This window comes from Candidatus Merdisoma sp. JLR.KK011 (assembly GCF_036941125.1).
In the GTDB taxonomy this organism is placed as follows: domain Bacteria; phylum Bacillota; class Clostridia; order Lachnospirales; family Lachnospiraceae; genus Laedolimicola.
Genome location: NZ_JAYWSZ010000003.1, coordinates 933,006 through 954,583 on the forward strand (window position 1 = coordinate 933,006; position 21,578 = coordinate 954,583).

Consider the following 21,578-nt stretch of genomic DNA (forward strand, 5'->3'; position numbering starts at 1 on the left):
ATGAGAAAAAACTTGCAGCTTAAGGTACAGATTTTATTTACCATTCTGACCAATGGGTATGCCTACGGCTTCTTGAACGGAAAGATCTATCAAGGAACGCTGAAATATGCCTGCGTTCCCGGATTAAACTGCTATTCCTGCCCGGGGGCCCTCGGCTCCTGTCCCATCGGGGCGCTCCAGGCAGTGCTGAATCAGCGGAATGTACAGATTCCCTTTGGGGTTTTGGGATTTCTCTTTGTATTTGGAAGCATTCTGGGACGCTTCGTGTGCGGCTGGCTCTGTCCCTTTGGACTGGTACAGGATTTGCTTCACCGGATTCCCTTGTTTCAAAAGCGGAAGCGCCTGCCCTTTCATTCCGTGCTGAAATATGGAAAATATTTTGTTCTGATTTTTCTGGTGGTCATCGGCTCTGTGTTTCTCTTTGGGGGCTTTGCAAAGGTTCCTGCCTTCTGCAAATATCTCTGCCCTTCGGGGACGCTCTTTGGAGCCCTGCCCTTGCTTACGGGAAATCAGCTTCTGCGCAGCCAGGCAGGGGGGCTGTTCCTTTGGAAGTTTGGGATTCTGCTTGTGCTGGTGGTTCTTTCCGTGAAGATTTACCGGCCTTTCTGCCAGTATCTGTGTCCCCTGGGGGCAGTATACGGATGGTTTAACCGGTTCAGCCTGGTGCAGATTCACTGGGAGGAGGAGAGGTGCATTTCCTGCCATGCCTGCGAGGGCGCTTGTCCGGCGGGGCTTTCTCTCAAAGAGATATCGCATTCGCCGGAGTGCATCCGCTGCGGCAGATGCATACACGCTTGTCCGGTAGAATGCCTGCATTTTCGAAAATAGTGATTGGAATAGCAGATGAGGGGATGCCGAAGCTTTTTCAGGCTTACGAACCGCTGGTATCTGTGTGGTTTACAGGGACGGCTTTTTTTGCTTGATTTTGTTTTGACGGCAGTTCCATAAGTACGGATGCCAGAAAACCAAGGGCACAGAGAACGCTTCCCCAGAGCATTCCCTTTGACAGCTCCTGCCGGCTTAGGAGATCAAGGGTGATTCCTGTAAACATCTGGCCCAGAAAGGCCAGGAGCGTAAGCCGGAAAGCGGAGATTTGCGGAACCGTTATATTGTACAGAAAAACCACCATTACGCCGAACATGCCGCCGCAGAAGATCCATGGAGCCGGTTTTGCAAGGAGCCGGCCAGGAGTATCCGGGAAAAGAAGCCATAGTGCAAGGCAGCAGGGAAGGCCTGCCAGATGGTTATAAAAGGAACCGGCAAAAGCGCCTGCCTTGTCCGAGAGCCGGGCATTTACCGTTCTCGATAAAACGACGCAGATACCGGCTCCTACAGAGACGAGCACAGCGGCTGCCTGGTCTGCAATGGAGGCATCCAGCATAACGGCAACACCGGTGCAGGATATGGCGATGCCGATAAAGGCTGATTTTTGAAGCCTGTGTTTTTTCATGCCCAGCAGTCCCAGGCTGTCAATCAAAGCGGAGGTGAGGCTCTGCCCCAGAAGGCCTAAGGCAACGATGCTTGTCATACTGATACGGCTGAAAGCAAAGTTGTTAAATAATGTGGTGAGGACGCCGATTACGCCGCCCAGATAAGTCCACCCGGGAACGCCGTGATTTCGCAGTATGGGCTGCTTTTTCCATATACACAGCAGAGAAGCAAAAGACGTACCCACAATGTGGATGATAACAGCAGAAAGATAAGGGCCGGCATAGGCGGTTAAATGGCCGTTTACAGATATCATAATGGAAATCGTAATGCCGGTCAGAAGGGCCAGTATCATACTCAAAGCAGCATGCTCCTTTCGTACTCTCGGGAGGCAGGTGATTTTTTCCGCCTGCTCCAAGGAAGTTACTTTGATTATAGGATAAGACTCCTGGAACATATAGGACATTTGTCAGGGTGTTACGGAATATTATGGAACTGGAAACAGTAATATTCTTCACAATGCACAAATCAATTTACAGGCACATGCATTTGTGACTGGAAATTGATTTTATACTCGTGTATTTTGAGGAATATTACGGAACTGGAATGGAGGAAGTCGTGAAATCTGTTTTGCCGGGTTCAGAGGAAAGGGAAGTTCTTCTTACATATGGTCTGGAGGAGAGAGGGCTTGTAAACTGCCGGGTTCATATTTATGAGTCCGGCGAATATGTTTTGCGGCAAGGATCTCCCATTGAGTCTTTTTTTGTAGTGATAAAGGGAACGGCCAAAGTGTGCGTCAATGCCGAAAACGGCAAAAGCCTGGTTCTGTGCAGCTATGTTTCAGAAGGGATTCTGGGAGATATTGAGCTGATGCTGGATGAGGAAACGGCGTCGACGACGGTGATTGCCGCATCGCAATTGTCCTGTATTGCCATTCCCATTCCGGCCAATGCAGGCGTCTTGAAGAACAATATTCAACTGATGAACTACATTGGGCGAGAGCTTTCCCGGAAGCTTTTAAGGAGCAGCGACGCTCATATGGCCTCCGCCCTGCTTTCCAGTGAGGCGCGGCTTTGTTCATATATTCTGGCAACGGAATATAAGGGAGTGTTCCGGGAATATCTGACAGATGCGGCGCAGTCTGTTGGGATCAGCTACCGTCATGTATTCCGGATAATCAATAAGCTGTGCAGGGAAACCGTACTTGAGAAAACGGAAGCCGGCTTTCGGATTGCGGATATGGAGGAGTTGAGGAAAAGATGCAGATAAAAAAGGAGCTCAGTCAGGAGAATCAGCTGAAATGCTCCCAAAAAAGGATGATGCAGCGCAGGTGATCCGGCTTTTGCATCATCCTTTTTTGAGAAAAATTTATATGCAGGGCTTGGTTTTTTAGAATCTGCAGGTGCGTCAGCAAAGCCCGGACTGAAAACTCTGGGGCTTTGAGAAGCTCTCTGTGATCTTCTCACGCACCTGCTGTTCTGTCAGAGGAGCGGAGGAGGAAAGTTCAAAATACACATAGCCGCCGGCTGCCTTTGCATATCCGCAGGCCAGGTAGCGGCTTCCCTCCGGAAGCTTCTTTTCCAGAAAGAGACAGGTGTAAGACGCACGGTCAATCCATTCGCCGACGGTGTAATCCATCCCGGCTTCGCTTAGCTGTACGACATGCTCGGACACATAGTCGGAGAGCACTTCGTCCAGAATCCACTTCTCACGCTCTGCCAGATTCACATAGGTCAGCTGGATGGGAGAGGGGGCTTTGACAGGGAGTACGAATGCGGCGAGGGCTCCATATCCGGCTGCTTCTGTGTTGTCATCTGCCGGATTGGCAGCCATTACATCGCTCTTGATTGGGATAAGAGAACATGCAATTGCTGCTAGTACGATTAGACATGATAAGAATCGCTTTTTCATAGACACCCCCCATTTCTTATGTTTGCTTTGTACTTTGTCTATCTTTTCTTTTTGTTTCTCCTAGTATACACAAAAAGTATTACAAAATTATGAAGATAAAATTTATTTTGTATTATAATTTTGCTTAAAATAATATAATATTCAGAAAAAACTACAGATTAATCAAAAAGCGGACAAAATCGGACAAGAATATTTTGACAGAGAATCCGTTTTATCTAATTGCAGTCTGCACTTTTGGTATGGTATAATTTTAACAATAGGTTGCGCTTCAGAAAAAAGGACAGCGGGACCGGAACTCTAAATAGGAGGATTTTTGAAGAATGGCAAACGTAACATTTCGATTCGAGGACGGCGAACAGGTAACAGTGTCCACAGCCCTGGGGGAGAATCTTCTGGAGACGGCGCGGAAATCCAACGTAGTGATCGACGCCCCCTGCTCCGGCAATGCTTCCTGCGGAAAATGTAAGGTAAAATTCATCAAAGGAAAACTGGATTCCAAGAAAACACGTCATATCAGCGACACGGAGTATGAAGAAGGCTGGCGCCTGGCCTGTGTAAGCCAGGTGGCTGGAGATGTGGAAGTGATGGTGCCGGATATTGCATCCGCCTACCGCAGCCGCATGAAGGTGGCGGATCTCAGTTCCCCAGAGGAGGTAGCCATCTTTGACGAATCCAAGCGCAAGATCGAGGAGGCAGATCTGCCCCTTCACAACAACATTCATATTGTGCGGATTAAAATGGATCCTCCAAGCCTTGAGGACACCATGCCTGATATCGAGCGTGTAATCCGGGCATTGCAGGAGGCTACCGGGATTCAGTACATCCGGATTCCTTATTCCTGCCTGCGGAAGCTTCCCAATACCCTGCGGAGCAGCAATTTCGAACTCCAGTGCATCATCGGACAGGCCCAGCGCCATGTTTTTGTTTATGATGTGTATGGAGCCAATGAGGACCTCATTGTAGGCGGACTTGCCGTTGATATCGGAACAACGACCGTGTCTGCCGTAGTCGTTGATATGATAGACGGAAGAATTCTGGCCAAGGCATCCACCGGAAATGGACAGATCCGCTACGGAGCCGATGTCATCAACCGAATCATTGAATCGACTAAGCAGGGCGGACGCACGCGCTTACAGGATGCCATTGTGGCAGAGACCTTGAATCCCATGATTCAGCAGATGTGCAAGGCCGCTCACATCAGCACCCGGCACATTTACCGCCTGGCGATTGCAGGCAATACGACCATGAATCATCTGCTTATGGGAATCAATGCGGATCCTCTGCGGATGGAGCCGTATATTCCGGCATTTTTTAAGACAAACTCTTTCTATGCGTCGGATATCAATCTGAAGGTTCACCCGGATGCTCATATTATTATGGCGCCTAATATCGGAAGCTATGTAGGCGGCGATATTACGGCAGGCACTTTGGTGAGCATGCTCTGGAACCAGCCGGAGTTTTCTCTGTTTATTGACTTGGGAACAAACGGGGAGCTGGTGTTTGGAAATTCGGACTTTATGATGAGCTGTGCATGCTCAGCGGGCCCGGCCTTTGAGGGCGGCGATATCAGCTGCGGCATGCGTGCCACAGACGGGGCGATTGAGGCCTGCACCATTGATGCAGAGACCATGGAACCTGATTTTGCCATTATCGGGGATGAGGGAGAGAAGCCTATCGGACTTTGCGGATCGGGCATCATTGATGTGATTGCAGAGCTGTTCCGCTGCAAGATTATCAGCCCCAAGGGGAAATTCATCCGGGACGGAAAGCGGATCAAGAGGGATGCTTACGGAATGGGCAGCTATGTGCTGGCATTTGAGGAAGAGTCCGGCTCTGTGAAGGATGTGGAGATTACCGAGGTGGATATTGACAATTTTATCCGTGCCAAGGGAGCCATTTTCTCTGCCATCCGTACGATGCTGAAAACCCTGGATTTTGATATCAGCATGATTGAGCAGGTCTATGTGGCCGGCGGCATCGGAAGCGGCATCAATATGCAGAATGCCATCAATATCGGCATGTTCCCGGATATTCCGGTGGAGTGCTACCACTATATCGGCAACTCCTCCCTGTCCGGCGCTTATGCGATGCTTTTGTCTACGAAAGCGGAGCGGAAGGTTTATGAGCTGGCCCAGAATATGACTTATCTGGAGCTTTCCACGGAGCCTGGCTATATGGATGAGTTTGTAGCCTGCTGCTTCCTGCCCCATACGGACAGCTCGCTTTTCCCGTCGGTGGAGCAGTAGATTTGATAGAATGGTAAGAAGGAGTAACGGTTACAATGGAATTTCCCTATGAAAAAGACAACAAGGAGCGGATTCCTCTGGAGCATTATCTGGAGGAGTACCGGCAGATAGAACCTGAGGAGGCGGCTTCCCGCTGCGGCATAGAGTATGACGAGGAGAAGCGGCAGTTTCATATCCGTCTGATGGGATGCCCCTATCTGGCGGATTATCCGGAGTTCGCCCTTCATCCGGAAAATGGAGAGGAAGGGGCGGTACGCTATTCAGAGATGGTTCCGGCTAAGATTATTGTGCTGCGCTTTCTTATTTCCGGTCAGTCGGTGAAGAGCACAGGAAAGTACCTTACCTATCGGGAAGTGCCCTGGGGAGAGGTGTATTTCCGCCAGTTTGAGGGGCGGTGCCTGACAAGGCTCAAATTCGCTTTTGGATTCAAACTGGATCAGTTTGCGAAGGCCATGGAGAAGCTGGGGGCCAAGAAGATTTCCATGGGGGATGCGGCGTATGAGTTTGAATTTATCAACGGGCTTCATGTGCGGTTTATCCTGTGGGCCGGAGATGAGGAATTTCCCCCTTCCTCGCAGATACTGTTTGAAGACAATTTTCCCTATGCTTACCAGGCGGAGGATTTGGCGGTGGTGGGGGATATTTCCATCACTACGCTGAAGAGCCTGGCAGCCCAATAGAGAATCTTTAGGACGAATAAAAAACATCCCCGTCAGGAAATACGGTACTGTTAAACCGGTGATTCCTTTGGGGATGTTTTTGTTTGGGCCTAAATGGCTTAATTCCTGGTCAGATGTTTACAGAAGTTTAAGGAGAAGACGAAGCTGAAATATTTTTGAACCATTCTGGCACATGCTGAGATATCCGTAGAGGTCTTCCGTTTTTATAAATCGCAAATCTATGGAATTTTATGGTATTATCATAAAATGCTGCCAAATCACAGTCAGGCAGAACAATTTTTAGATTATAAAACGAATTAATAAACCTTCTGTCGATATCTTTTTTGGGAATCCCATGTCCTCCTTGCTTTACACGCTTCAAAACCCGCTCCATTGCAATGGCTGCGCTTTCAACACCCACATAATGCAGTTCAATCACATAGCCCTCTTTTTTTGCTTTTTTAATATTGTTTAAAATTGATTTTCCGCATAAGGTAGTTTCTTGATTAAAAGAGATTCCCTCACTAAAATATTGTTGTATTTGTTTTACAGCTATTTTCCCGGCGGTCATAACATCCGCAGGATTTTTCCAATTGCCAAATTCTTTTAATATTTCATCAGTATTTACTCTTGGCATATCTTGTAAGCTTTGCAAGGTTTGATACAAGGTTGATTTACCGGCTCCATTTACTCCTGCTATTAAAATATATTTTTTCATTAAAAGAGATTCCTTTCGATTACCTGCCGCTGGCTTTTTTGTAAAAGGAAATCTCCGACCATTTCATAGAAGCTTCGCTGATCTTCTGTCTCGGCTTCTAAAACGAGCTGCAAAGTGTCTTCAGGCTGAAGATGCTCTATTTCATTGTAAATGTTTTCATATTTTTTTACATCACACATTGGAATACCTCATGGTTAAATCTGCATTGTTTTAAATATTATAACCCAAATAGGCTAAAATGTTAAGAACATTGTTCAGATTCTATCGACTTGCGCCTTTCCAGAATTCATCCATTGTTTTATTAAATTCCTGGGGCACGTCCATATTAACACAGTGCCCCGCGTTTTCAAAGAGGACTACGGTGCAATCGGGCTCGCAGCTTTTCCATGCTTTTATTGCCTCTAATTCCATTGGAATATCGAATTTTCCGCAGCCAATCAACAAAGGATAATTCCGTTTCCCGGTTTTATGCTTATTTACCATACGATTGAGCGTTGCCAGAAACATAAACGACTTTTTTGGAAAGCATATATTCATAGCAAAAAAATCATTTTGGGCCTGTGCCGTATATGCGGAAATCTTCTTGTTTGCTTTTGCAAACCATTTCATTGAAAAGAGTGCTTTTAACATCATCAGCTTTTGCTTTGCGCTATTTTCATTTTTCATTTTTGCATCAAAATTGTTAATGTCATATCCGCCAAAGCAGGCCAGTGAGCTTACTGCATATGGATAACGGTTGGCAAAATCCTGTGCTAAAACTGCCCCCAACGAAACACCAACAATATGAACTTGATCAATCTGTTCGGCTCTCAAGATGTCAAATATCCACGTTGACATCTTCTCTATGGTATCCCCTTTCTGAGTATCCGTTGATTGTCCGTGGCCGATGATGTCAATAGCCAGGAGATTATATTTCTTCTCAAAATACGCAAATTGTGCCTGGAACATATTGTGATTGACGAAAGCGGCGTGGATAAAAAGTATCCATTCGGCCTGTCCGGTTCTGCTTACAAAATATGTAATTGGTGAGTTGGCTGACTTTATTGGCGTCATTGTTTCATCCCTTTTAAGAACGCACCGGCTTCGAGGCAGTTCCGGCAGCTCCCAGGATCCTGGAAAATGCATTTAGGAATACAAAGAGCAGAACTGTGTAAACGCCCAGGGCAATGGTATTCTTCACCAACCGGATGGTCAGAAGATACTGCCATGGCATCCCGTACATCAGATGAAGCCAGAGGGTGGACAGGGTGCAGGAAATGGTAAATTCTGTGAGGCCGCCGATGAGGGCTCGTCCAGGTGTGATCTTCGCGCGGTAGAGAAAGATGCCGAAGAGAAAGCCCATAACCGCGTAGGTCAGTGTGAAGCCGGGGAAAAAGGGCGCAGACTGGGGCGTGACAAAGAAGCTGATCACGTCGCCGGCGATTCCTACGGTCATTCCCATAAGGGGGCCGCCGTAGAAGGCCGCTGCCGCCAGGGCCAGGAAGGCAAGGCGGAATTCCAGAATCTCGGAAAACCGGATATTAAAGAGGGACAGTACGACATAAAGGGATACGAAAAGTCCGCCAAGGCAGATGCCCTGTACGCTGTGGATGCATTCCAGCTGTTCCTTGAAGCGGAATGCGTTTTTGGTACATAATTGCATAAAAAATACACCTCCTATTGTGTAGCGGGGGAATGAATGGTGACATATAAATAATAGTCCCTCCACATATGAGATGTACTCATCTGTAGCAACGGGTGCGGATAATATATCGTAAGACCAGCGCCTTCGGCGCTTCCTTTTCGTTTCGAGGCAACTCCCCATCCATCGAACACTTGACGCATAAAATCCTACTTCGCTATTATTTATGGGATTCATTATAGCAGGTATTTTCGGAAACGCAATAGGAAACGATATTTTTTTAACAAAGATTTTACAACGTTGCTGTGAAGCTGGATTGGGGAGTGATAGGAATCTCGATCTCCACGATATAATCCTCAATCCGGTCAACGACGGTTTCGTTGATGCCTTTTTCATAGGAAAAACCAGAGAGCTCCAGCTTATGCTTCCCGGCATAGGCCAGAATCTCCTCATAGCGGAGCGCAAGGCCGTCCCAGCTTCCTTTGTGAAAGGCTCTCAGATAGTTTCCTTTGGGCTGCACGTGCAGCCCCTTTTTTCGTGGAAGAAAGGGGATTTCAATAAATAGCTTCGTATAATGCTCAAAATCTCCCTTAAGCAGGCTCTCCGCCGGGAGCATAGAACCGTAGGACGCGTCGTGGAGACGGCCGAGCCCAAACCGGGCAGTCTCGGCTGTGATGAGTTCCACTTCCTTTTCAAAGGAAGTATGTTCATCAATATCCACGGTTACCAGACAGCGTTCCTCCTTTTCCACGATGCTGATTTCGGACAAATCCATAGTCAGCAAGGTGTTCATATTCTGCCTGTGGCTTTGCAGAGTATTTCGGACTGCCTTAAGGTGGTTGATTTGCAGATCCAGGTCTTTTATTTTATCATCCAGAAGGCATCTTAGATTCTCTGCGGAGCGGTTCTGCATGAAAGCCTGGATCTCCGGTATGGAGACATCCAGCTCCCGAAGAAGGAGAATGGTCTCCAGAATCGGGCTCTGGCGGTAATTGTAGCAGCGGTATCCGTTAGAAGGGTGGATGGCGGCAGGCTTGAATAGGCCGATTTCGTCATACCACATAAGCGTCTTTTTGTTAATGCCGTGAAGGGCTGCAAATTGCCCGATGGTCAGCAGCTTGTCTTTTTCGTTCATAAATTTTCCCTTTCCAATACCAAATACCATGAGCGTCTGCCGTCCGCTGAGGGCAGAAATCGCTGTTACCTATACCGTAAGATTTTCGGAGATTATTTAAATATTTTTTGAAATTCCCTCTTGACCGTACTGTAACTGTACGGTATATGATACCAGATACAGAAGGAAAAAACAAGTGATGCAAAGCATCGGGAAAAAGGATATTACGGAACTGGAATAAAATTGGAATAAAACTGGAATAAAAGGAGAACGTATGGAAAACCAAAATGCATATCTAAAACCTGTAACCTTAAAGAACATTTTAAAATTCGCAATCCCAACCATTGCCATGACGGTATTCATGTCCTTTTACACGATGGTTGACGGCCTTTTTGTGTCCAACCTTATCGGCACAAACGCTCTGTCCGCCATCAATCTGACCGCGCCTGTGATTCAGCTTGTCACCGCAGTTTCCACCATGCTTGCTACCGGAGGCAGCGCCGTGATTATGAAAAAAATGGGCGAGCAGAAGAGCGGGGAAGCCAGAGAAGATTTTACCTTCCTGATCCTGGTAAATATATTCGCAGGCCTGGTAATGAGCGGCCTTGGCTATCTGCTGATGGATCGGATCTTTGCCGGAATGAACCTTTCTGCAGAGGTGGAGGGATACTGTGTGGAATATTTAAGCCGTTACCTTATTTTCACAATCCCCATTCTGCTTATGAACAATTTTACCCTCTACATGATTGCAAGCGAAAAAGCAGCCCTTTCCTTAATCTGCTCCGTCACAGGCGGCGTTCTGAACATGGTTCTGGATTACGTATTTATCGCAGGCCTATCCATGGGAATCAGCGGAGCCGCCATTGCAACGGGGCTTGGGTATTCCGTCACTGCCGTAGCCGGCTTCTTTGTTTTCAGCCGCAAAAAGAGCCTGCTCCACTTTAAGAAGCCGGTATTCCGCTTTAGGATCCTTATAAATGCAGCTGCAAACGGATGCTCGGAGATGGCTGCGGCCCTTGTGACGGGAATTATCACGATGATGTTCAACTGGACTATGCTCCGCTATGTGGGAGAGAACGGCGTTGCGGCAGTAACTATTATTACGTATGTGCTGATGTTTGCAAGCTCTCTCTATACGGGATATTCTTATGGGGCAGCGCCCATGCTGAGCTTTTATTATGGAGAGCAGAATCATGGGAAGCTTAAAAAATTAACCGGAATCAGCCTTGGGATAATCGGAGTGATTTCCCTGGTGACTGTGGCGGCCTCGTTTATCCTTACACGCCCCTTGGTGTCTGTATTTGCCCGGCCGGATAATCCGGTGTTTAACCTGGCGGTGGAGGGAAACCGTATCTGTACCATAGCGCTGTTTTTTATCGGCTTTAATATCTTTGCAAGCGGAATGTTTACGGCACTGTCAAACGGTGCGGTTTCTGCGGTACTGGCATTTTCCAGATCCTTTGTATTTATGCTGATTACCATGCTTGTACTGCCGATGCTTCTGGGGGTAAAGGGCATCTGGCTTGCTACCCCTGTGGCGGAGCTGATGGCCCTGGCCTTGTCAGCTTTTATGTTTGTAAAATATCGGAAACGGTATGGGTATTAAAAGTATGGGCATTAAGAAGAAATAAAACTTGCCATTTTTCCGGAAAAATGGTATACCTTAAGAATGACTGCAGGGCATTTGGGTAAGATGCTGTATGCAGATGCCCGTTCCAAGGGTGTGCGCCTTTTTGGATTGAGGGTGCCTTGGGACGGGGTTGAGAATATGAGGTAGAATTATGATTCTGGATGCTTTACTGGATGCGGTTCTTGATACTTTGAGAACCCTTCCCTTTTTATTTGCGGCTTTTATGGTTATTGAGGCCATGGAACATTATTCCAATCAATATAGCAGCAGGGTGCTGGCGAGGGTAGGGAAGGCTGGCCCTTTTTGGGGAGCGGTTCTTGGATGTATTCCGCAGTGCGGATTCTCGGTGGCGGCGGCCAATCTCTATTCGGGAGGGCTGGTGACATTGGGGACACTTCTTGCAGTGTTTCTTTCTACCTCCGACGAGGCGGTGCTGATCCTGCTGGCCCATCCGGGAAGCGGCAGGGTGATTGGCACTCTTTTGATTTGGAAGGTAGTTATCGGCATGGGAGCAGGCTGCCTTATGGATCTTCTGTTTCGAAAAAAGAAGGAAGAGAAGCACATAGAGGAAATGTGCCGAAACTGCGGATGCAGCGATACCAGCGGAGTGCTTCGTCCGGCCCTTCTTCATACGGTGCGCCTGGGGGCTTATCTTTTTGTGTTTACCTTTTGTCTGAATTTGATTTTGGAGCTTATAGGGATGGAGCAGCTTTCCAGGATCTTAGGGAAGGATACGCTGTTTCAGCCCTTTCTGGCCGCCCTTTTGGGGCTGATTCCAAACTGTGCTTCCTCTGTGCTGATTACGGAGCTTTATTTGTCCGGAGGCTTGAGCTTTGCTTCGGCCATTGCAGGCTTGAGCGCCGGAGCCGGTGTCGGCACGGCGGTTTTGTTCCGCTCCAATCATCCTATGAGGGAAAATGTAAGGATTCTGGCGCTGCTTTACGGGAGTGCGGTGGTTTCGGGGCTGCTGCTTGGATGGCTGCTGTAAGCTTTGGGATAGGAGAGGTGCTGATATGGAACGAGCGATAGTTGAACCTGTTTACAAGGAAATCTTTCCTTTCTGGAATGAGATTGCGGAGGCAGACCGTGATTATATCTGTCAGAATTCCGTGTCTGTGACTTATGAAAAGGGAGCCGGTGTTCACGACGGCAATGAGTGTTCCGGGGTGATTTTTGTCTGCTCCGGAAGTCTTAGACTGTCTATGCTGTCTGACGAGGGGAAAGATATCACTCTTTATCGGCTTCACAAGGGCGATATGTGTATGCTGTCCGCTTCCTGTGTGCTTAAGTCCATTACCTTTGATGTGTTTATAAATGCAGAGGAGGACAGCCAGTGCTATGTGATCAGCGGCCCGGCCTACGCTGCAGTGTCAGAGCGCAATCCGCCCATCAAAATATTTTCCCTGGAGGCAGCAGTAAGCCGCTTTTCCGATGTGATGTGGGTGATGCAGCAGATCTTATTTATGAGCATGGACAAACGGCTTGCTATTTTTCTCACAGATGAATCGGCCCGTACCGGATCCGATACCATTGTGCTGACCCACGAACAGATTGCCAGATATATGGGATCGGCCCGTGAGGTAGTTTCCCGTATGCTGAAGTATTTTGCCAATGAGGGTATTGTGGAGGTTTCGCGGAAGGGGATTCATATTCTCGATAAGAAGCGGCTGCGGAAATTGGCCCTTTGACTGGGATGGAAGAAAAAAGGTGTTAGGCAGACAAAACAAGAGGTGCAGGAAAGGGGATATTCGCCTTTTCCTGCACTTCTTTATTTTTCCTGCTTTATCTAAGCGTTCCCATCCAGCAGAGCAAGAATCTGCTCCTTCGGCTTAACGCCGGCTGACTGGTGGGTTACTTTTCCGTCCTTGATAACAACCAGTGTGGGAATGCTTGTCACTTTGAAGGCGGAGGCCAGCTCCGGCTCGTTGTCTACGTTGATTTTCCCGATAAGGTACTGAGGATTTTCCTCGGCAATCTCATCCACCAGGGGCGACACCATGCGGCAGGGGCCGCACCAGTCTGCGTAGAAGTCTAAAAGAACGGGCTTAGAGCTTGTTTTTACGGAATCAAAATTGTTTTTATTAACAGTAAGTACTGACATAATAGTTACCTTCCTTTCCTTTGATATCCTTTAGGATACACGCTTTATTTTTTGTTTTCTGTGATAAGGTCACAGTTCCTGCAGCTCTATGGCTCACTGTCCGGAACGCAGGGAGGAGCTGTTTCTTGCCTTACAGATAAGCTGCGTCATAGTCCCCATGGGGCAGTAGACGCACCAGGAACGGGGCTTGAACAGAACCATAGTGATCAGCCCGAGAATGGTGGAGGTCAGCATAACACTGTAAAAGCCAAAGGCAAACTGGGCCGTGCCCTCGGAAAACCATGTGCCGTGATAGGCCCAATGCCAGGGAACCCGGAAAGTCCACAGGAGCGTGACCGCCGTCCCAAGCTCCCTCGTCCCGGCAAATACCAGATAGGTGTTCCACAGCATAAGGAAGAACATTGCAAAGAAAAAGAGGAGGAAGCCATATCGGAAATAGTGGGAGCGCATCCATTTTGGGATGTCTTTTTTCCTCGAAAGTCCGAAGCGTCCTCCCACAAGGGCAAATAATTGTCCTCTGCCGCAGTATTTGTTACAGTAGGCCTTATTTCCCTTCACAATCGAGATGAGGAGGGGAATAAAAAAGCAGAGCAGGCCCAGCCAGGCGAAGAGGATATTAAAAAATCCCAGAATCAGATATGTAAGGGAAAAGATCCACAGGTAGTCATACCATTTCTTCTGCTGCTTCATTGTCCGATCACCTCCATAGAAATAATGCTTGCAGGGCACTCTTTTGCGCATTTTCCGCATCCGATGCACAGAGTCTCATCCACCTTTGCATAGATGCCTTTTGGAACGGTTATCGCGCCTTTGGGACAAACCTTGATGCAGCATCCGCAGGCTGCACAGTCACGGGTGCTGACGATTGCTTTTCTTTTTGCCATAAAAAAATCTCCTTCTGTTGATTTTTATATCAGTATACAGGAAGGAGCGTTTTTTGTTCCGTGACAAAGTCACATTTCTTTCTTAGCCTGCAAAATATGTCAGCGGCATTTCTTGGATATTTGTTGGAAACCGAAAAAACTAGGTGGTGATTTGAGAGAAAATCTGATAAAATAGAAAAAAACATATCAGAAACAGCGCCGTCATAAAGCAGGAGCTTTTAAGCTGACGGCGCGGATGCTTTTTGGAGGTGCTTTATGAAAAAATTTGGATGGTTTTTACTGAGTATTCTTCCGGTGATTGTGTTTATTACGATTCAGTTTGCCGGAACCGTGGTTTTGATGGTGTGGTATATGATACGCTATGGAGTGGAGGCCGGGGCCCAGTCAGCTCTTGATAATGTGATGGCGATTATGGTGCTCACCCAGGTGATGACGCTTTTTGTTACAGGGCTGTGGTACTATTTCGGCGTGTTCCGGCAGAAGGCAGTGAGGGGAGAGAAGGAAAAGAGTCCATTTTCCGTGAAGTCCCTGGGAGGTATTTTCTGCATTGCCATTGGGGCGCAGTGTCTGATTGGGCTGCTCCTTTTGGGATGGAGCGTCGTGAATCCGGAGCAGATTGAGGTTTACAATCAAATGATAGAGGAAAGCGGCATTGGAGAGCTGACAATCCTTTCTGCCATTGCAACGGTGATTATGGCTCCTATTGGGGAGGAGATTGTGTGCCGGGGGCTTACGGTGGAGTATTTAAAGCGCACTGGCGCAGGCTTTTGGGTTATTAACGTAGTGCAGGCCCTGCTGTTCGGGATTATGCATTTGAATCTGGTTCAGGGAGCTTATGCCTTTCTGGTAGGGCTTATATGCGGGTATCTTGTGCTGAAGTACAAGAATCTTCTGGCCTCTATGTTCTTTCATGGAGTCTTTAACGCCTATTCTGCTTTTTTGACACCGGCGGCTGAGAGGCTGGAGGCGATGAATCCGACGGTTTTTTACATAGGATGTCTGGTTGTGGGAGCTGTGATGTTTTCTCTTGGCATCTGGCTGATGAAGAAGGAGTTTTTGAAGGAAGAAGATGGAAAGCTTCCGGGAATTGGGATTGGGATTTAACCGACGGAGGAAAATGAGATGGAAGATAAAGGCAAAAACATGGATTTAAGAAGGATGCTGGTAACTGGCTCCACGGGCTTTCTCGGGAGCCGGATTGTAAGGGAATATGGGAAATGCTTTCAAGTGTCCGGGCCGGGGCATTCAGAAATGGATCTTTGTGACGAGGCTTCGGTGAAAGCTTATGTGGATAGGGTGAGGCCGGAGGTTGTGATCCACTGTGGGGCTGTCTCGGATACAGGGTGGTGCCAGGAGCATCCGGAGGAGTCCCGGCGTATCAATGTGGATGGAACCGGGTATCTGGCAAGGGCTTGTGCCAAGATTGGGGCAAAGCTTATTTTCTGCAGCTCGGATCAGATTTATTTTGGAAGCAGGGGAATGGAGGCCCATCGGGAGGATGAGGCGGTAAGCCCGGCAGGAGAGTATGGGCGGCAGAAGCTGGAGGCGGAGAAGCGGTGCATGGAGCTCTGCCCGGACAGTGTCTGCCTGCGGCTCTGCTGGATGTATGACAGGGAACGGCTTTCGGAAAGGGAGCATGGGAATTTTCTGACTGCTTTTTTGGAGGCTCTTTCAAAGAAACGGGAGATGGTGTATCCGGTTTATGATTATCGTGGGATTACGGATGTGAATCTGGTGGTGGAAAAGCTTTGCCAGACCTTCTCTCTTCCGGGAGGGGTTTATAATTTTGGCTCGGAAAATGAGTACAATACCTACGAGACTGTCCGCAGGCTTCTGGAAGGCCTGGGATATTCCACAGAGAAATTGAAAAAAAATGAGACTGCCTTTGCAGGGAATCCACGAAATATAAGGATTCATATGGGAAAAGCAGAAAAGTTCGGAATTGAATTTCCAAAGACGTTAGAGCAGCTGCTTTCGGCAAATGAACGGTTGTTATGATATAGGAATTGTTTTGCGTCCATGAAATAGTATGGGCGCATTTCTTTGCTTAAAAAGCTTAAAAGCGCCTGTCTGATTATGCCGGATACCAAATGTTAAGCTTTTTATCAGGAATGTTAAAAACAGTTGCTTGAAAGAAGCAGCGTTCTTTTATAAGGTGGACTCAAGGAGGTTTTTTGATGAATGTAGGGGAGAAAATTAAAAAAATCAGAAAGATGGCAGGAATGACACAGGAGGAGCTTGCCGAAAAAATGAATGTGTCAAGACAGACAATTTCAAAGTGGGAAAAAGAAATCTCATCTCCGGATTTGGAAAGTGCGATCGTTTTATGTGAACTGTTTGAGATTTCTTTGGATGATTTTCTGAAAGGAGGGCAGTCCGTGAAAGAAGAAAAAATTTCACTGCAGGATATGATAAAAATAAACCGGAGGAACCAGAAGATGACAATTTTATTGCTCAGCGGTTTGTTTTTTCTTATGATTGGAGCGTTGGCCGCATTATTTATTGAGGCGCTTCAAAGTACTACCGAAAGTATCGCATATATATTGTACCGGTACATAGCAGTCGGCCAGTATGCGAGCGCGCCGGTCAACTATGGGCGGCTTATGGCCCCTGCGATTTTGCTGATTGCAATCGGAGTTATTTTGGGCATGGCGTATATGATGGAAAGATGGAAGGAGAAAAAGAAAGATGTGTAATAAAAAGAAAACGGTAATAACAGGTTTGATGGTAATTGTAATGTGTCTGGGAGCCTGCGGGCATAAGCAGAAGGAGAATCCTTACGGCCCTTTGGTCGAGAAATTGGGAGATGAGGAGGCTTACGCATTTTTGGATATGGATTATAAAAATTATGTGATGGTAACCTCGGATGGGGTGTATGACACAGGAGCAGAGAAGCAGGCAGCTGTCTATTGTACGGTGTATTATTATGGAAAGGATGAGTTTTTTGAACTTGGAACCATTATGAGCGACGGAACAGCCTATCCGATTTCCTTTTCCCGGGACGGCATTTTTGCAGCATCCGGACACAGCATAGAAAAGTATGCTGTGTCCAAAAGCGGAAATGAGCTTTATCTGAAAAAAGCCGTCTATATAGAGTATGATGAAAACGGAAATGAGCGCTATACCTCTGTAACAGATGGGGAGGAAGCAAAGTCAAACGAAGAGGAGTATCAAAAAATAACGGAGGAGTACGGAAAAAGCCAGGTGATACACTTTTCTTACGGTGCGGATGGGTGCGTCAATGAAATTGAGTTTTAGTAAAAGGTATGCGGTTTAGCCGTTCTTTTTCCATTTCCGATACAGCAGATAGGAATATGTCTCAAGCCCGAATACGCCAAAAAGAATAGCGCCAAGGGAAAGCTTCGACATCCAGCCGGTGGAAAAGAAGCCGCTTAAGACCATAATAAATCCCATCATGCAGAAAACAATTCCGCCCATAGCATGTGTCTTTTTCCATACCCACTCACTCTCCAGGGTCCAGGGGTTTTTGATTCCTATGGTGTAGTTGGTGCGCAGCTGCGGCATATAGTTGCCGAAGGTCAAAAGAAGGATGCCGACGCCGATGGGTACCATGCGTTCTATGGGAACGGGGAAACCGAGGCAGGCGGCGTTGGCGATCCAGAGGATGGCGTTGAGGAAGAGGATGAGCAGGGTGATAAATACCTGGTAGGCCTTTTGGTGCTTTTCGTAGCTTTTGCCTCTGGGATCGATTCTGGGTATGACATGGAGCAGGAAAAGCATGAATAGGGGCAGGAGGGCAAGAAACAGGGTGGACGGCCTGCCGGCCCAGTTGTCGGCTTCTCCGTAGATGTTCCAGTGGATGGGTACCTGGTCGGGCAGCGTTGGGAATATCAGCAGGTGCCCGGCAAAGGATAGGATACAGATAATGGTGAGTATGATGGTTTGCTTTTTCATGTATGGGTACCTCCTTTGGAAAAATCGTAAAACCATTTGACGAGTTCTTGAAAGATGGTCATGTTCAGGCTGTAAATGATATTCTGCCCTTTCCGTTCGTCTAAGACTAGGCCGGCCGCTTTTAATGAGCTTAGGTGGTGGCTGATGGACGGCTTGGAAATGTCGAAGTATTCGGCGATTTCACCAGCTGACAGATCCCGGTCGGAGAGCAGTTCAAGGATTCTGCGTCTTGTGGGATCGGACAGAGCTTTGAATGCGTCGTTCATGGGCAGTCCTCCTTTTTGATATTAGATATTTAGATAATTGTCTAAATATCTGATTTAAAGATAGCATGGTATAATGAGGATGTCAAGTATATTTCCGGTAGAAATATTTGGATTGCCGGCTATAGGTTACTGGTCACAAAGTGAACAGTAACCTTTGGAGGGGGATAGGCAGAGGCTATTGACATTTTTTTTGAAAACCTGCACAATAAAAGCGGACAGCACAGAAGTATGCCGGTGTGTCTTTTGGCTGGGAGGTATTTGACTTATCTTGGAAAAGGGGTTGGCTTAAAAATGGATGAGAAGAGAATGCAGGTTAATGAGGAGCGGCTGACAAGGACTTTTCAGCGGCTGGTATCTATTGATTCGCCCAGTTTTGGGGAGCGTGAGATGGCGGATGTACTGAAAGCGGAGCTTCGAAGGCTTGGCTTTTTGGCGGAGGAAGATGAAGGGGGCAGAGCCTACAAAGGGACGGCTGGAAATGTGTATGGTTTCCGCAAGGGAAAGCTTCCGGGAAGCCCTCTTTTGTTTGCCGCTCATATGGATACGGTGGAGCCGGCCAAAGGAAAGAGGGCGGTGATACATGAGGACGGCAGGATTACCAGCGATGGGACAACAGTTCTGGGAGCGGACTGCATGTCCGGGACGGCGGCTCTTTTGGAGGCTCTGTGGGAGCTCGAGGAGGAGAAAGCTTTGTGCCGGGATTTGGAGGTTGTCTTTTTTATTGGGGAAGAGAAGCATCTAAAGGGAAGCGCTGTTTTTGATTTTTCCAGGGTAAGGGCAGAGGAATCTTTTATTCTGGATCTGACCGGGCCGGTAGGCACGGCTGCGTACCGGGCTCCTACTTTGGTGGATTTTCAGATTGAGGTGAGCGGAAAGGCTTCCCACGCCGGCTTTGCGCCGGAGAAGGGGGTTCATGCCATTGCCATTGCAGCAAGGGCGGTGGCGGCCATGGAGCTTGGGCGTGTGGGAGAGGATATGACAGTGAATATCGGAGGGATTGAGGGCGGAGGAGGGACGACCAATATTGTGCCGGAGCGCTGCTCTCTGATTGGGGAGATCCGGAGCTATTCCCACGAGGGGGCTCTTCAACAGGCAAAGCGGATAGAGGAATTGTTTCGGAAGGAGGCAGAGAAGGCGGGGGGAAGCAGCCGGATGACGTTCCAGGTTCCTGTTCATGCCTACCATACGCCAAAGGAGCACAGCTCTGTAAGACGGTTTAGCCGGGCCTGTGAGAAGCTCGGCCTGTCCGGGCGGCTGGTGGAGACCTTTGGCGGAAGCGATCAGAGCAATCTGTCCCTTCACGGGATTCCAGGCCTGGTACTTGCAAGCGCTATGGAGCAGGTGCATTCCTGTGAGGAGTATACGCAGGTTTCGGAGCTTCTTAGGCTTACAAAGCTTTTGAAGCTTTTGATGCAGGATGACTTTGATGTTCAAGGAAGTGAATTGTTAGTAAAGTGGGTTTTGCCAAAACAAGAGGAATAAAAGCTGGTATGCAGGTGGTTCTTATAAAATGAATATGGTAAAATTTTATAAGAAACGAGGTAAAGCAATATGGAAAAGAAGATTTATATCACAGATAAAGAACGTGCAAAATGTCAAAAGGCGGCTGATGCGTTTGCAGAGCTGTACGAAATGGCGGATATTGTAGTGCTTGATGTAGGCAGATATGGTTTTGTGATGCTCAAATATTATACGCCGCCGCATGGCTTTGAGGAAGATGCAACTTTTACGGACGGCAAGGCATTGTTTGAAGCATTATGGCAGGAATGGCTTGATATGAAGCTGTATCTTATAGCAAAAGGTACTCCATTGCTGGAAAAAGGGTATAAGGGTGTGTTTGAGGGCCTGACAAAAGAAAAACAGTCGGAACTTATCGGGCGAAAAGCCGTTTTCGCAAGAATGGCGGGAATAGGTCTGTAAAAAGATGTTTCTAACAAAGAAATAGATAGAGAGATGGATTCCGTAGGCGCAGGCATTGTGGGAATGTCGTATAACTGGCTGTGTTTATGGAACTGTGGGAAACCCTGTTTGCAGGATGTGGGAAAGCTGCTTTTTCTTTTCCACAGGCTGTGAATGGGGTTTTCCATAGTTTCATAGCCAGTTATGCACATTTCCATGATGCAGGTCTTAAATACTTGAAATGATTCGCCCAACCGCATATAATTATATGACAGAGATTAAAGGAAGGGTGAATGAAGATGTTAGAGTATATTTCTGCCCCAGAAGCGGCAAAGAAGTGGGGGATTTCAGAAAGACGGGTACAAAAACTGTGTGAGGAAAACCGTATACCGGGCGTGGCAAAATTCAGCCGCTTGTGGCTGATACCAAAAGATGCTGAGAAGCCGGCTGATGCCCGCACAAAAGCAGGAAGGACGGGGAAGCATGAATAAGGTTTTGGTTATTGATGATGACAAAGAACTTTGTGCGCTTATGAAAAAATGCGTAGAGCAGGAGAGCCTTGTTGCGGTTGTCGCTAACGGCGGCATAGAAGGGCTGCGGATATTGGAGGAAAACAAGGATACCTGTTTACTTATTATTCTTGATATTATGATGCCTGATCTGGATGGTTTTCAAGTATTGCAGCAAATACGGCAGACAAGTAATGTTCCTGTCCTTATGCTGACTGCAAAAAGCGAAGAAGAGGATAAAGTGTCCGGCTTGCGGATGGGGGCGGACGATTACCTGACAAAGCCGTTTAGCATCAACGAGCTTATGGCACGGGTAAATTCCTTAATCCGGCGTTATACCCTGCTTAATCCTGTTTCCAGTCCTGAAACAGACTGCATGACGTTTCAGGGGATGACGATTGACAGCCTTAACCGCCTAGTCTTTCAAGGAAATGAACAGATTGAACTTACAGGAAAAGAATTTGACCTGCTTTCTTTTCTGGCATCAAATAAGGGCAAGGTATTTACAAAAAAGCAGATTTATATGCAGGTTTGGGCGGAAGAATATGCTTTTGACGACAGTAATATCATGTCATTTATCAGCAAATTGAGGAAAAAAATTGAACCAGACCCGGAGCATCCGTTTTACATTTTGACTGTCCGTGGCGTTGGCTACCGTTTTAACAGGGAGGCTTGAC

General features: G+C 47.4%; 26 protein-coding genes and 1 riboswitch. Of the genes, 15 read left to right on the forward strand and 11 right to left on the reverse strand.

What is annotated here, in order from left to right:
* Complete coding sequence (locus tag VV089_RS05340) at window positions 1-828, forward strand: 4Fe-4S binding protein (RefSeq protein WP_334335195.1); 828 nt, start codon at window positions 1-3, stop codon at window positions 826-828.
* A gap of 43 nt (window positions 829-871) precedes the next feature.
* Here VV089_RS05340 and VV089_RS05345 read toward each other — a convergent pair whose 3' ends face one another.
* Window positions 872-1,783: a DMT family transporter gene (locus tag VV089_RS05345; RefSeq protein ID WP_334336214.1), complete on the reverse strand. Its 912-nt coding sequence runs from the start codon at window positions 1,781-1,783 to the stop codon at window positions 872-874.
* A gap of 263 nt (window positions 1,784-2,046) precedes the next feature.
* Between VV089_RS05345 and VV089_RS05350 the strand changes: the two genes are divergently transcribed.
* Complete coding sequence (locus tag VV089_RS05350; RefSeq protein ID WP_334335196.1) at window positions 2,047-2,697, forward strand: Crp/Fnr family transcriptional regulator; 651 nt, start codon at window positions 2,047-2,049, stop codon at window positions 2,695-2,697.
* A gap of 138 nt (window positions 2,698-2,835) precedes the next feature.
* Here VV089_RS05350 and VV089_RS05355 read toward each other — a convergent pair whose 3' ends face one another.
* Entirely contained in the window at window positions 2,836-3,339 is a 504-nt protein-coding gene (locus VV089_RS05355) for a hypothetical protein (RefSeq protein ID WP_334335197.1), read from the reverse strand.
* A gap of 320 nt (window positions 3,340-3,659) precedes the next feature.
* Here VV089_RS05355 and acsV point away from each other — a divergent pair, with 320 nt between their 5' ends.
* Together acsV and VV089_RS05365 are read left to right on the forward strand one after the other, a co-directional pair.
* Window positions 3,660-5,585, forward strand: a complete 1,926-nt coding sequence (gene acsV, locus VV089_RS05360; protein WP_334335198.1) for a corrinoid activation/regeneration protein AcsV — start codon at window positions 3,660-3,662, stop codon at window positions 5,583-5,585.
* Between the two features lie 35 nt (window positions 5,586-5,620).
* Entirely contained in the window at window positions 5,621-6,265 is a 645-nt protein-coding gene (locus tag VV089_RS05365; RefSeq protein ID WP_334335199.1) for a DUF3786 domain-containing protein, read from the forward strand.
* Window positions 6,266-6,392: 127 nt separating this feature from the next.
* On the opposite strand, the gene VV089_RS05370 is transcribed toward VV089_RS05365, so the two are convergent.
* The 4 genes from VV089_RS05370 to VV089_RS05385 form a co-directional block, all read right to left on the reverse strand.
* Complete coding sequence (locus VV089_RS05370; protein WP_334335200.1) at window positions 6,393-6,962, reverse strand: zeta toxin family protein; 570 nt, start codon at window positions 6,960-6,962, stop codon at window positions 6,393-6,395.
* A 261-nt stretch (window positions 6,963-7,223) separates the two neighbouring features.
* Window positions 7,224-8,015, reverse strand: coding sequence for an alpha/beta fold hydrolase (locus VV089_RS05375; protein ID WP_334335201.1), 792 nt, complete (start codon window positions 8,013-8,015; stop codon window positions 7,224-7,226).
* 13 nt (window positions 8,016-8,028) lie between these two features.
* Window positions 8,029-8,604, reverse strand: coding sequence for a folate family ECF transporter S component (locus tag VV089_RS05380; protein ID WP_172543294.1), 576 nt, complete (start codon window positions 8,602-8,604; stop codon window positions 8,029-8,031).
* An 87-nt stretch (window positions 8,605-8,691) separates the two neighbouring features.
* A riboswitch (THF riboswitch) is annotated at window positions 8,692-8,802 on the reverse strand.
* A 73-nt stretch (window positions 8,803-8,875) separates the two neighbouring features.
* Window positions 8,876-9,718, reverse strand: coding sequence for a MerR family transcriptional regulator (locus tag VV089_RS05385; protein WP_334335202.1), 843 nt, complete (start codon window positions 9,716-9,718; stop codon window positions 8,876-8,878).
* 253 nt (window positions 9,719-9,971) lie between these two features.
* Here VV089_RS05385 and VV089_RS05390 point away from each other — a divergent pair, with 253 nt between their 5' ends.
* From VV089_RS05390 to VV089_RS05400, 3 genes are all read left to right on the forward strand, one after another.
* Entirely contained in the window at window positions 9,972-11,303 is a 1,332-nt protein-coding gene (locus VV089_RS05390) for an MATE family efflux transporter (protein ID WP_334335203.1), read from the forward strand.
* Between the two features lie 175 nt (window positions 11,304-11,478).
* Complete coding sequence (locus VV089_RS05395; protein WP_334335204.1) at window positions 11,479-12,315, forward strand: putative manganese transporter; 837 nt, start codon at window positions 11,479-11,481, stop codon at window positions 12,313-12,315.
* A 25-nt stretch (window positions 12,316-12,340) separates the two neighbouring features.
* A complete protein-coding gene (locus VV089_RS05400) occupies window positions 12,341-13,015 on the forward strand; it encodes a Crp/Fnr family transcriptional regulator (protein ID WP_334335205.1) in 675 nt (224 codons plus the stop codon).
* A gap of 98 nt (window positions 13,016-13,113) precedes the next feature.
* Here the strand turns inward: VV089_RS05400 and trxA are convergent, their stop codons facing one another.
* From trxA to VV089_RS05415, 3 genes are all read right to left on the reverse strand, one after another.
* On the reverse strand, window positions 13,114-13,428 hold the full coding sequence (trxA, locus tag VV089_RS05405) for a thioredoxin (RefSeq protein WP_334335206.1): 315 nt from the start codon (window positions 13,426-13,428) through the stop codon (window positions 13,114-13,116).
* 93 nt (window positions 13,429-13,521) lie between these two features.
* Window positions 13,522-14,118, reverse strand: coding sequence for a 4Fe-4S binding protein (locus VV089_RS05410; protein ID WP_334335207.1), 597 nt, complete (start codon window positions 14,116-14,118; stop codon window positions 13,522-13,524).
* Window positions 14,115-14,312, reverse strand: a complete 198-nt coding sequence (locus VV089_RS05415) for a 4Fe-4S binding protein (protein ID WP_334335208.1) — start codon at window positions 14,310-14,312, stop codon at window positions 14,115-14,117. The genes VV089_RS05410 and VV089_RS05415 overlap by 4 nt, the downstream gene beginning before the upstream one ends.
* A gap of 255 nt (window positions 14,313-14,567) precedes the next feature.
* Between VV089_RS05415 and VV089_RS05420 the strand changes: the two genes are divergently transcribed.
* The 4 genes from VV089_RS05420 (at window position 14,568) to VV089_RS05435 (ending at window position 17,570) form a co-directional block, all read left to right on the forward strand.
* Window positions 14,568-15,416 (forward strand): CPBP family intramembrane glutamic endopeptidase, encoded by an 849-nt coding sequence (locus tag VV089_RS05420; RefSeq protein ID WP_334335209.1) that lies wholly within the window; start codon window positions 14,568-14,570, stop codon window positions 15,414-15,416.
* Window positions 15,417-15,434: 18 nt separating this feature from the next.
* Window positions 15,435-16,310, forward strand: a complete 876-nt coding sequence (locus VV089_RS05425) for an SDR family oxidoreductase (RefSeq protein ID WP_334335211.1) — start codon at window positions 15,435-15,437, stop codon at window positions 16,308-16,310.
* A gap of 179 nt (window positions 16,311-16,489) precedes the next feature.
* Window positions 16,490-17,008 carry a helix-turn-helix domain-containing protein gene (locus VV089_RS05430; RefSeq protein WP_334335212.1) on the forward strand — a complete coding sequence of 173 codons (519 nt, stop codon included), beginning with the start codon at window positions 16,490-16,492 and terminating at the stop codon, window positions 17,006-17,008.
* Window positions 17,001-17,570 (forward strand): hypothetical protein, encoded by a 570-nt coding sequence (locus VV089_RS05435; protein WP_172543304.1) that lies wholly within the window; start codon window positions 17,001-17,003, stop codon window positions 17,568-17,570. The genes VV089_RS05430 and VV089_RS05435 overlap by 8 nt, the downstream gene beginning before the upstream one ends.
* 15 nt (window positions 17,571-17,585) lie before the next feature.
* Here VV089_RS05435 and VV089_RS05440 read toward each other — a convergent pair whose 3' ends face one another.
* Both VV089_RS05440 and VV089_RS05445 read right to left on the reverse strand, forming a co-directional pair.
* The gene (locus VV089_RS05440; RefSeq protein ID WP_172543305.1) at window positions 17,586-18,227 is read right to left on the reverse strand and encodes an SdpI family protein; all 642 of its coding nucleotides are present in this window, start codon (window positions 18,225-18,227) and stop codon (window positions 17,586-17,588) included.
* Complete coding sequence (locus VV089_RS05445) at window positions 18,224-18,493, reverse strand: autorepressor SdpR family transcription factor (RefSeq protein WP_442891476.1); 270 nt, start codon at window positions 18,491-18,493, stop codon at window positions 18,224-18,226. Before VV089_RS05445 ends, VV089_RS05440 begins: the two co-directional genes overlap by 4 nt.
* 291 nt (window positions 18,494-18,784) lie before the next feature.
* Between VV089_RS05445 and VV089_RS05450 the strand changes: the two genes are divergently transcribed.
* The 4 genes from VV089_RS05450 (at window position 18,785) to VV089_RS05465 (ending at window position 21,577) form a co-directional block, all read left to right on the forward strand.
* Window positions 18,785-19,975 (forward strand): M20/M25/M40 family metallo-hydrolase, encoded by a 1,191-nt coding sequence (locus VV089_RS05450; protein ID WP_334335213.1) that lies wholly within the window; start codon window positions 18,785-18,787, stop codon window positions 19,973-19,975.
* Window positions 19,976-20,044: 69 nt separating this feature from the next.
* Window positions 20,045-20,413: a hypothetical protein gene (locus tag VV089_RS05455; RefSeq protein ID WP_334335214.1), complete on the forward strand. Its 369-nt coding sequence runs from the start codon at window positions 20,045-20,047 to the stop codon at window positions 20,411-20,413.
* Between the two features lie 272 nt (window positions 20,414-20,685).
* A complete protein-coding gene (locus VV089_RS05460; protein ID WP_334335215.1) occupies window positions 20,686-20,883 on the forward strand; it encodes a helix-turn-helix domain-containing protein in 198 nt (65 codons plus the stop codon).
* Entirely contained in the window at window positions 20,876-21,577 is a 702-nt protein-coding gene (locus tag VV089_RS05465; RefSeq protein ID WP_334335216.1) for a response regulator transcription factor, read from the forward strand. The genes VV089_RS05460 and VV089_RS05465 overlap by 8 nt, the downstream gene beginning before the upstream one ends.
* Window position 21,578 lies beyond the last annotated feature (1 nt).